This is a genomic window from Dolichospermum sp. UHCC 0352 (genome assembly GCF_009711925.1).
Lineage (GTDB): Bacteria > Cyanobacteriota > Cyanobacteriia > Cyanobacteriales > Nostocaceae > Dolichospermum > Dolichospermum lemmermannii.
In genome coordinates this window covers 20053-30845 of record NZ_VIKY01000153.1, presented here as the reverse complement: position 1 = coordinate 30845, position 10793 = coordinate 20053, and the positions used below count along the sequence as shown (strand labels likewise).

At 37.8% G+C, this 10793-nt stretch carries 11 protein-coding genes; 5 read left to right on the top strand and 6 right to left on the bottom strand.

The window, feature by feature from the left end:
- Positions 1-19: 19 nt before the first annotated feature.
- The gene (gene rsmI, locus FJR06_RS10655) at positions 20-874 is read right to left on the bottom strand and encodes a 16S rRNA (cytidine(1402)-2'-O)-methyltransferase (protein WP_168651402.1); all 855 of its coding nucleotides are present in this window, start codon (positions 872-874) and stop codon (positions 20-22) included.
- 21 nt (positions 875-895) lie between these two features.
- On the opposite strand from rsmI, the gene FJR06_RS10650 reads away from it, so the two are divergent.
- The 3 genes from FJR06_RS10650 to rpsU all read left to right on the top strand — a co-directional run bounded on the left by FJR06_RS10650 (position 896) and on the right by rpsU (position 3113).
- Positions 896-1759 carry a sugar kinase gene (locus tag FJR06_RS10650; RefSeq protein ID WP_015078695.1) on the top strand — a complete coding sequence of 288 codons (864 nt, stop codon included), beginning with the start codon at positions 896-898 and terminating at the stop codon, positions 1757-1759.
- A 37-nt stretch (positions 1760-1796) separates the two neighbouring features.
- Entirely contained in the window at positions 1797-2651 is an 855-nt protein-coding gene (locus tag FJR06_RS10645; protein ID WP_168651401.1) for a 3'(2'),5'-bisphosphate nucleotidase CysQ, read from the top strand.
- 264 nt (positions 2652-2915) lie between these two features.
- Positions 2916-3113: a 30S ribosomal protein S21 gene (gene rpsU / locus FJR06_RS10640; protein ID WP_015078697.1), complete on the top strand. Its 198-nt coding sequence runs from the start codon at positions 2916-2918 to the stop codon at positions 3111-3113.
- 155 nt (positions 3114-3268) lie between these two features.
- On the opposite strand, the gene FJR06_RS10635 is transcribed toward rpsU, so the two are convergent.
- The 3 genes from FJR06_RS10635 to FJR06_RS10625 form a co-directional block, all read right to left on the bottom strand.
- On the bottom strand, positions 3269-4156 hold the full coding sequence (locus tag FJR06_RS10635; protein ID WP_168651400.1) for a hypothetical protein: 888 nt from the start codon (positions 4154-4156) through the stop codon (positions 3269-3271).
- A gap of 60 nt (positions 4157-4216) precedes the next feature.
- Complete coding sequence (locus tag FJR06_RS10630) at positions 4217-4726, bottom strand: hypothetical protein (protein WP_168651399.1); 510 nt, start codon at positions 4724-4726, stop codon at positions 4217-4219.
- 87 nt (positions 4727-4813) lie between these two features.
- Positions 4814-5461 (bottom strand): class I SAM-dependent methyltransferase, encoded by a 648-nt coding sequence (locus tag FJR06_RS10625; RefSeq protein WP_148763339.1) that lies wholly within the window; start codon positions 5459-5461, stop codon positions 4814-4816.
- A 111-nt stretch (positions 5462-5572) separates the two neighbouring features.
- Here FJR06_RS10625 and FJR06_RS10620 point away from each other — a divergent pair, with 111 nt between their 5' ends.
- Together FJR06_RS10620 and FJR06_RS10615 are read left to right on the top strand one after the other, a co-directional pair.
- Positions 5573-7228, top strand: coding sequence for a glycosyltransferase family 39 protein (locus tag FJR06_RS10620; RefSeq protein ID WP_168651398.1), 1656 nt, complete (start codon positions 5573-5575; stop codon positions 7226-7228).
- A gap of 226 nt (positions 7229-7454) precedes the next feature.
- Positions 7455-8327 carry a hypothetical protein gene (locus tag FJR06_RS10615; RefSeq protein WP_015078702.1) on the top strand — a complete coding sequence of 291 codons (873 nt, stop codon included), beginning with the start codon at positions 7455-7457 and terminating at the stop codon, positions 8325-8327.
- A 135-nt stretch (positions 8328-8462) separates the two neighbouring features.
- On the opposite strand, the gene FJR06_RS10610 is transcribed toward FJR06_RS10615, so the two are convergent.
- A complete protein-coding gene (locus tag FJR06_RS10610) occupies positions 8463-9296 on the bottom strand; it encodes an ABC transporter ATP-binding protein (RefSeq protein WP_015078703.1) in 834 nt (277 codons plus the stop codon).
- 31 nt (positions 9297-9327) lie between these two features.
- Positions 9328-10770, bottom strand: coding sequence for an ABC transporter substrate-binding protein (locus FJR06_RS10605; protein ID WP_168651397.1), 1443 nt, complete (start codon positions 10768-10770; stop codon positions 9328-9330).
- Positions 10771-10793: the final 23 nt, after the last annotated feature.

Here is a 10793-nt window from a genome sequence, read left to right as displayed (position 1 = left end):
ATGATCATCGTCTCTGTACTTAGCCGCTAAGTTCAATTGTCAAAGCTAGTTGATAGAGATAGCGACGAGATAAACCCGTATCCTTTGCTATCTCACGACTAGCTTGAGAACGAGAAATACCCTGTTTAATCATTGATAATAGTTCGTTTTTTAATTCAGTTTCTGTGAGTTGAGGTTTACTAGGTGGATTTCCAGCTACTAAAAGAGTATATTCTCCTTGGGGTTCTTTGTCTTGGTAATGGGTAATCCCCTCGGCAATTGTTCCTCGCCAAAATTCCTCGTATAATTTAGTTAGCTCCCGTGCTATTACTAGAGAGCGATCGCTTCCTAAAACTGTCCCCAAATCTGCTAAAGTATCCCGCAATCGGTGAGGTGATTCATAGAAAACCAAAGTTCGAGATTCACCTTGCAAAGATTCCAAATATTTCTGGCGTTGTTGACTTTTAGCCGGTAAAAAACCATCAAAAATAAACCTATCTGTGGGTAATCCCGCCGCACTCAAAGCCGTAATTACAGCACTTGCACCGGGGATAGGCACAACAGTGATACCATTATCAATACAAGCCTTAATTAACTCATATCCTGGGTCAGAAATTCCCGGCATTCCCGCATCACTTACCAAAGCGATCGCTTTTCCATATTGTAAATGCTCTAATAATTCAGGAATGCGACTATGACTATTATGTTCATGGTAACTAATTTGGGGAGTTTTCACCTGAAAATGCTGTAGTAATCTGCCTGTGTGGCGTGTGTCTTCTGCCGCAATCATATCCACTGCTTGCAAAATTCTCACGGCTCTAAAAGTCATATCTTCTAGATTACCAATGGGTGTAGCGACAATATAAAGTGTTCCTGGTTTTGGTTCAGTTTGCATATTAATTTAACAAAGTTATCAATGATCAAATCTGGCTTATTTGTGGGTTTAATTACCTTAGATTTAATTTATCTCGCGGACTCTTCCCCCCAAAATAATCAAAAACTTGTTGCCACTGACTATACTGTAGCAGCAGGAGGACCAGCAACAAATGCCGCCGTCACCTTGAGTCATTTAGGCAACCAAGCTACAGTTTTAGGTGTATTGGGTTCCCACGATATTACACAGCTAATTCGTAGCGATTTAGAGAATTACCAAGTCGCAATTATTGACTTAGACTCCCATCGCCATACACCACCACCCGTTTCTTCAATTATTGTTACGCAAGCTACAGGAGAAAGAGCGGTAATTTCTATTAATGCCATCAAAACTCAGGCAAATATTACCTCTATCCCCGCAAATATTTTACAAAATATTGATATTGTCTTAATTGACGGACATCAAATAGAAGTTAGCAAAATCATTGCCCAAATGGCTAAAAAACAAAATATTCCCGTTGTCATTGATGGTGGTAGCTGGAAACCAGGATTTGCAGAAATATTACCTTTTGTAAACTATGCTATTTGTTCTGCTAATTTCTATCCCCCTAACTGCAAAAATCAGCAAGATGTTTTTGCCTATTTGCAAAATTTTAACATTCCTCACATTGCCATTACTCAAGGAGAAAATCCCATTCAATACTTAAATTGTAGTCAATTTGGTGTGGTAAATGTGCCAAAAATCCAGCCCGTTGATACACTAGGAGCAGGAGATATTTTTCACGGTGCTTTCTGTCACTATATCCTGGAAACAAATTTTATAGAAGCATTAGCACTAGCTGGTAATACTGCTACGGAAGCGTGTAAATATTTCGGTACGCGCCCTTGGCTAAATTCAAATATTTAATGTTCATTTTTCCTATTCCACCCAAATTTATCCTCAAATGAAAGACTTATCCGAAATATTAACAATTGCGCGGTCAGTTGGTTGGGGTGCAGCCAGTCTCCTCAGTTCTTATTATCATGGTACTATCGCTGCACCAAATTTAGATATTCAATATAAAGACAATGAACCCGTTACAGTTGCAGATTTGGCTGTTAGTGAATATATCTTGTCACAGCTACAAGCCGCTTTCGGGAATGAAGACTTTGGATATATCAGCGAAGAAACTCATAAATCAGAACAGGGAAAAAATCCTGCTGAGTGGGTATGGATAATTGATCCATTAGATGGGACAAGAGACTTTATCAACAAAACTGGAGAATATGCCATTCATATTGCCTTAGTGCAAGGAACACAGACAATGTTAGCCGTCGTGGCAGTTCCAGAGACACAAAAGTTGTATTATGCCACCAGAGGCAGTGGGACTTTTATCGAAACCACAACTGGTTCTGTGGCTGTGCGACTTAACTCCCATAAAAATATCCAAGATCTAATTTTGGTTGTTAGTCGCTCACACCGCAACGATAGGTTAGAATATCTCTTACAGCACTTGCCCTGTCAAAATCAAAAAGCGATTGGTAGCGTCGGTTGCAAAATTGCGGCAATAGTTGAACAGCAAGCAGATGTTTATATTTCCCTTGCCGGTAAATCCGCACCGAAAGACTGGGATATGGCTGCTCCCGAACTTATATTAACGGAAGCAGGTGGCAAGTTTACCCATTTTGACTGCACGCCATTAAAATACAACACCGGCGACATTCATCAATGGGGGGAATTACTGGCGAGTAATGCTCAAAATCATGAGGAACTATGTCAAGAAGCACAAAGCATTCTCACACGGTTTGCTTCCCACTAAAATAGTATTGATCGGGAAAAATTCCCTAACAATGCTCAAAGTTTTGTGGGGAAATTTTGCTCGTCATGGGTTAATATTCTCATATAGTGTTATAATGGGGGAGGTAAGGATTATTTTCGGTTGAGATCGCAATCGCTATTAAGTCCAGTAAAAAAAATTAAAATCTAGAGTATCCAGCAGATACAGTCCTAGACTAAACGCCGCTGGAATATTTTACTTTGACTTTAGTTCTCAAATATTAATTTAAACTACGGAGGAACAGGAATGACACAAGTGGTCTTAGGTGAAAATGAAGGAATTGAATCAGCACTGCGAAGATTTAAGCGGGAAGTTTCCAAAGCGGGAATTTTCCAAGATATGCGGAAAAAGCGTCACTTTGAGACACCTTTAGAAAAAGAAAAGCGCAAAGCTATAGCTAGACACAAACAACGTCGTCAACAACGTTCTCGCTTCAAACGATAAGTTTTTAGTCTTGTCTGCTGCAACTGGAAATCCCGACGGATTTCCTGTTAATTGAAACAAATTACAAGTAGTTACTAATGATATCAAGTACAATTTATGCAGTGGTTAGGGGCGAGTTTATCCTGCCCCTATTTGATTTTTTGTGCAATTAACTGCTAGATTTCAGCGATCGCTCGTTCAATTAAGCGGCGTGCTAATGTCTGCGTACCTGTGTGTTCATAGTAGTTTGTAGACACGTCTAGGAATGCGGCTACATAGTCCAATTTATCATCAGCAAAGTCGAGAAAACCTTTGCAATGTCCTAAGACTTTTTGGGCTGTTAAAGCATTAGCTGTAACAATACCATTCATCCAGCCTTTAACTCCGTCTAAACTGTTGCCAATAAAGTCGATTTTACCACCCACACCATTACCGGGAATTGTATCTTGGATGGTTCTAAAAGTCGGGTTTTGTTGTAACTCTTGAGGGTTCATTTGACTAATCATTGATAATGATTTATCAATGAAGTCGGGTCCGAGGGGAATTAAACCATCAACACAAATTAATGCCACCATGCGGATCAGTGATTCGCCACCATACTCACCTAAAGCAGCAACAAAATCACCAATGCTGTCCCCAGGAATGCCATTAATTTGACAAAAGGCGACTAATTCAGCAACTACTTTCAAGGTTAAGTCAATAGTTTGCGCTTTGTCAGGTTTGGGGGTCAAAGAGTTTAAAAAACCGAACAGGGGAATTGTTTGACCAACTTTGTTAGCTAAAGCGGCTGCACCTAAAACTTTATCTGTACCATCAACAGTTTGATACAGCCAGAGGGCGGTTTGATATCCTTGGGATTTATCATTAAATAGATAAATTGCTCTTTCACCAATTTGTTGAATTAAGTCTTCGTCAGTCTCCCCGGTAACAGTTTTAATGGTATTCACAAAACCAACTGTATTTTGCCATTCTCCAGGAGCAACAAAATCCAAAGCTTTCAACATGGAAACAGTCAAGTTACTGGTTGGTAATTCGTCAACTAACTCGAAAATTGATTTACTCACAAAAGTCTCCTTGTGTATGTTTTGTATTAACGTCGGTTGTTAGTTAGGGAAGCGATTAAACTATTTCAACGTTGCTAAACCATCGAGATTAAATTTTTCTATCCAGGCTGCGCGATCGCTCGCAGTAAATGATGGACTTTTAGAAATTACCTTGACTTGGTACTTATCCACCAAAACCGAAGTTTGAGTGTTACCAACTTTTACCGCAGGATAACCGCCTATTTTTTCAGTGCTGTTAGCAAATTTAGCTGCTGCTCCTGGTATGCTGCTAGTATCAGAAATAGCGAGTTGAGCAACTACTTTGCCACCTTTTTTCAAGTTTGCTTCAGAAAAGCCTTTTTTCTCTTGGGTATAGACACGATCATAGCCATCTTCGCTACTGGGGAAGAATTTATTTAATTTACTACCCTGAGTTGCATTTTTAACTACTGCCTGTCCACTTCTTTGCTTGGTACTTTCCTGTTGTACTTGATCAAAACGACTGGGTGCTTTTGTAGAGCAGGCTGTAGTTAGTAGTACGATTGATAGCAATACAGCAGCTAAAACTCTCCGCCCATGATTTTTCACCATTTTTGGCTTCTCCTTAATACTTGAGCTTGTGAGGCAATTATCAACTATTTTGCCATTTACAAACTAGAAATTTACTTTTAAATAATACTACGCAAGACGTTGAGCTATCACTGCATACAAAGGATCTCCGCCTGGTACCCCCAACCACTGTAAAAAACCTGGTGCTGCTGACTTTGAGCAAATCACTTCTGGGGTGGTGAATCCAGGAACTGAGGCAAAATAGCCCTTGACCAATTTTACTCTAAAAGCTTCCGAACCGTCTCGCCAGACTTGAATTGCCTTTTGAAAAAACATCCGGTTAGAAAAACTAATAATTGCTATCCCACCGGGTTTAAGAATGCGGTGTATTTCCGAAAATATAGCCTCTGGGTATTGGATATATTGCACAGAAACACAGTTAATAACAGCATCAAAGTCTTGATCTGGAAAAGGTAACTGGAGATTTGTGTTGATATTTTGGACAAAGTAATGATTTAACTGGGGATTCCGGGCTAATTCTTCAGCATTTAGTCCATGTCCTGCTACATGAGCAAAATCTATATCTGTGGGTAGATGCGATACCCAACTACTCATCAAATCAAGAATACGAGTATTTGATTGCAGTCGCTGACGATATAAATCAGTTAATTGTTGAATAAAACCCTCATCTACATGAGTGACAAAGCGAGGGTAACTATAGAATAACAGATCATCCGATTCATCTAATTTAATGCGTTGACTTGGTTGCAGGAGCATAAACGTCTTTTTTCCCCGATTGGAAAATTTTGAATAGTATTCTAATTGATAAGTTATTTTTGATAACTTAACTTATTCTACATGAGTAAATACTATATTTACTATTCATAAATGTTTTTTAAATCACCCCTAATTATTTTGATTATCCAATTAATTCGGCTATTTTGGCAATTACCATATCCCAAGTTGTTAATTTGGCTACTTCCTTTGTTGTTATTTACTTCTGGGGAAACCAGTCTCATGGCTCATGATGAAACCCTTTATGCGTTAAGAGCCAGACAAATGTTTGAAACTGGTGACTGGGTATCTCCTTGGGGTAATCCTCATCATAAAACCCCTGGTTTTTATTGGTTAATTGCTATTTTTTATCAGCTATTTGGTGTTAGTGATACAACTGCGCGAATACCGGCAATGATTGCGGGAATTTTGAGCATATTTGTTATTTATAAAGTTGGGAAAATTTTACTATCTCAAGAATTAGCATTTTTGGGAATTATGATTTTAAATGTAGCATTTTTGTGGTTACAATATTGTCGGTTAGCCACACCAGATGTCCCAACTATCTTATTAGTATTTATGGGAATTTTCTCCCTATTAAAATCTGACATAGATCCTCGAAAACGATATTTTTATGGTTTTATAACTGGGTTAAGTTTTGGCTTAGGCTTTTTAATGAGAAGCTTAATGATTTTTTTACCAATGATAGCATTATTACCTTATTTAATTATAGATCATCGCCGTCATCGTCATTTAACTAACCCCATGTTGTATTTAGGGTTTTTAGTGGGTTTAATTCCTAGCTTAATTTGGCTTTATTTTAGTTGGTTGCGTTATGGTAGCGATAGTATTGGGGCTTTATTGGGATTTGTCATAGAACTAGGTAGTCATGAACAACATAAAAATGGCATTTTCTTTTATGTGTGGAATCTAGCTTTAAAATCTTTTCCTTGGTTATTTTTTAGTTTATTAGGTTTAGCATTAGTCATACGGCGTTCAATTTCTAAATATCCATTAATATTAATCGGGTTTCCTGTTGTCTTATTTACTGAATTGAGTATATTTTCTACTCGTTTCTCTCATTATAGTCTTGGCATTTATCCATTTATTGCCTTTCTAGCTGCGGTGGGTTTAGATTGGTTAGGAAAAATTTACCAAAAAGGATTTGATGATCAATATTCATCTCACAAGATAGTTTATTTACCCAGAAATATTAGTTATGCTTGGGGAATATTAGGCGTTATTTTAGTTTTAGCTGGAACAGGTATTTTAATTTGGGGTGAAGTAGATATTCACAAATATGCAATTCTAGGAATATATTCTGGTTTTGGCAGCTTAATTGTACCATTAATCTGGATAGGTAATTTTCACTATCACCACAAGTTTTTGACTTCTCGTTATTGGCTAGGTGGATTATTAATTAGTTGTTGGTTATCTCTAGCTACAGCGGGTAATTTAGGTTTATTAGGTGATTTTAACCCGAATTTTAGAGTATTTTATCAACAAGAATCAATTAATAAAATTTTGCATAATCATCCTATTAACTTTGTCAAAGGAACAGGATTTAATGATAAAGAATCTCTGTTAATTTACTTTTATACACCCCAGCATGGTAAAAGTGTAGATTCAATTTCTCAGTTACCTATTTTTAGTTATGCTTGGATTTATCAACCAAGTTTTGTTAAGTTACCAATACCTTATCGGATTATTGGTAGTTTTAAAGATTATCAATTAATTCAGATTTTATCTGCAAATAATTCTGATAAGTGAAAATATAGAATACAGCACTTCCCGGTGTTATTAGGTACATATCTAGCGGGCAAGACTTGTACTGAGCTTGTTGATAGCGCAGCGTGGCGTTAGCCATAGTATGCCCGCACTACAAGAGTTTCATGATTCAACTTTGTACCTCATAAGAGCGGAAACCGCTGTAAATCTGATTAAATGAGGTCTATGTTAGAATATAGGAATATTCTCAACTATTGTAATTTGTACCATGAAAAAATTAATTCTCACAACTTCTTTATTTCTTAGCTGCATATCTCTGGTAAGTTGTGGTAACGCACCAAAGGATATGTTTAAAGAAGATTCGAGTAATACTGTCACACAAAGTCAAAGGGAAATTTCTTCAGTAGCACCAAGGGAACAAGAAGATAAACAAGAATCTTCTCCAGAATCAGAAACTCAAGAAGATGAAAATAATAAAGAAGAGGAGAAAACCCCTGTTCGTAAAAACCTGGATAAAAATACTAAAAGAGATGGAAGTAAAAAACCAAAATTAGGAATAGTAAAGGAGTTAGTTAATGGTGATTTAATGTGCTACGTTACCTTAGTAGATAAAAAAGGCATTGAACACAATGTTGGTGCGAGTTTTGATATTTGTGCAGACGAGAAGAAGTTTGTCAATAAAAAAGTCCGTGCTGTTTATGAAATACAATCAGTTAGTGATTGTGAAAGTGCAGAACCTTGCGGTAAAACTCGCAAAGAATCCATCATTACAAAAATGCAAGTTGTCAGTGAAGGTTCAGAGAGAAGATCCTCAAGCGATAATTCAAAAAGTGGTAATTCACAAACTTTAAGTAATGGTAAATGGACAATTACTTTGAGTAATACTGATTCTTGGAATGGGGTTAATGGTACAGGAAATGTGAATTATCAAGGATGTGATACTAATGGTAAATGTCTCAAGTTAACAGGTGGTAAAGTTTCCTGTCGAGATGGTAAATGTGTTACAGGTTGGAAAAATGGGGATTATGTCTACATTTTAGAACAACCGATAACTGAAGATGGTAATTCTACTTCTACTTTAAGAGTGAGAAAAGATAATACTGAAATTTTGAAGGCTACAGACTTGAAATTGCTGAATTGAGGGATAAAATTCAAAAATTCCATCTCTCAAACTCTGACTCTCTGAGCCTCTGCCTCTGGAGCGTGTTAGCGGAGCGGAGCCAAATAAAATCATACTTTCACTCAGCAAATCTGGGCAACCACGGGGGGTTTGCCCCTACTCTGGTGTGAAATTTTGATCCAGAAAATTAAGAGCATGATTGCGAAGTTCAAAATATTCTGTAGAGTTCCGCATGGCCACTCTATCTCTAGGATGTTCAAAAGGAACTGTTAAAATTTCTCCTATTTTTGCAGATGGTCCATTAGTCATCAAAATAATTCTGTCAGACATATAAATTGCTTCGTCAACATCATGGGTAATCATCATAACAGCTTGCCGATGATGTTCCCAAATATCTAATACTTGACGTTGCAATTTACCACGAGTTAAGGCATCTAAAGCCCCAAAAGGTTCATCCATTAATAACATTTTGGGACGAATTGCTAAAGCCCTGGCAATACCCACTCTTTGTTTCATTCCTCCAGAAATTTCATCAGGATATTTGTCTGCGGCTGCGGTTAAGTTTACCATTGCTAAATGTTCATTGACAATGCTAATTTTTTCAGCCCGATTGGCATTTTTCAAAACTTCATCTACTGCTAAACGGATATTTTCACGGACTGTTAACCAAGGTAATAATGAATAATTTTGAAATACCATCATTCTATCTGCTCCTGGTTTCCGAATCTCTTTACCATCTAAGCGAATTGAACCAGATGTAGCTTTTTCAAAACCACCAATTATTTTTAATAATGTGGATTTACCACAACCAGAATGACCAATTACAGAAATATATTCATCTTCACCAATGGTCAAATTAACATTATCTAAAACTGTGAATTCTCCTTTATCCTGGGTTGGATAAGATTTAACTAAATTCTCTACTTCCAAAAATCCGTTACGGGGTAAAATTTCTGGAGAAGTATGATCTTTTGAAATCGTATATTCCATGATTAATTCCTTTTGATATAATTAGCTATTTTTAAGACATGAAAAACTGAGAAGGAGCGTTAGCACGAATATCAAAACTATTGAGATATCCTACAGGATCACTAGGATCAAATCCTTTTTTATCTATAAATGCTTCAGGAGGTTCAACTTTATAATCATCCTGGGGACATTCAATTCCCATTTCTGCGGCTATGTCTCGATATAAATCGGTTCTCCAACCTTTTGCAGCTACTTCTTTGGCGTTTTTAGGAATTTCTTTGATTTGTCCCCACCGGGCTGCTTGAGTCATTAACCAAAGACTGCGAGAACGCCATAAAAATGTGGAATGTTCTCCTATTTCATGGGGAATACTATTAGGAAGATCATAAAAAATTGTGGTATCATCTGCTTTGATAGTTCTGTCTTTACCATCAAAACCACCATAATTATAATTGCCAATAATTCCCGGTCCAGTAAACTTAGTAATAGGAACACCCGGCTTTTTAGGTTTTGCCCCAGTGAAAGAACGTTGTGTGAGTAATTCGGCTATTTCTTGGCGATTTTCGGGTTTTCCACAATATTGACAAGCTTCGATCATTGCTTTCACCAAAGAACGGTAAGTTTTGGGATAATTGACAATAAAAGATTCCATTACTCCCAGGAGTCTATCTGGGTGTCCTTGCCAAATTTCCTTACCTTGGGCAAAGGTAAAACCGATACCTTCATTACCTGTAATTGCTCTAGTGTTCCAAGGTTCAGCAACCATGTAAGCTTCCATTGCCCCAATTCTCATGTTTGTCACCATTTGCGGTGGAGAAACAATGATTACCCGAAATTCCTTTAAAGGATCAACACCCGCAGCAGCAGAAAGATAGCGAGCAAAGTATTCATAAATGGCAGAACTGAGGACTACAGCCCAAACTTTCTTTTCCGGGGGTTGTTTGTCAAAATAGCCGCGAAAGTCCCGCCCAAAGGCTTCTAAAGCCCCATCACCGTATTTTTGCTGATATTCAAACCAAGGACGGATGCCATAGTCCCACATATCCTTACTCATGGTCATAGCGTTACCATGACGGTGAATGGTCATTGCTGCACACAAGGGAGCATGACGCGCCCCTTCAGCCCCTATTCTAGCGTTGGTAACTGCACCAGAAACGACGGGGGAAGCGTCGAGACGACCAAAAATTAAGCCGTCGCGGGAAGTAGCCCAACTGGCTTCGCGGTTGAGTGTGACATTTAAACCATATTTGCGGAAAAATCCTTTTTTCCAAGCGATCGCAAATGGCGCACAATCATTAACAGGAACATAACCCACAGTAATATCCGATTTTTCTAAATCTTGGGATTTAACTACAGGTGTCACCGCTAAAGCTTCCTCAGTTAATCCCTTAGCAGACCTATCTCCAGAAACATTACAGGATGATAATATCATTCCCGCAGTTGTCGCCCCTATTCCCGTAATAAAATCTCTGCGAGTTAAATGATTTTCAGTCATAATTTATCATTTGGGATTTTATG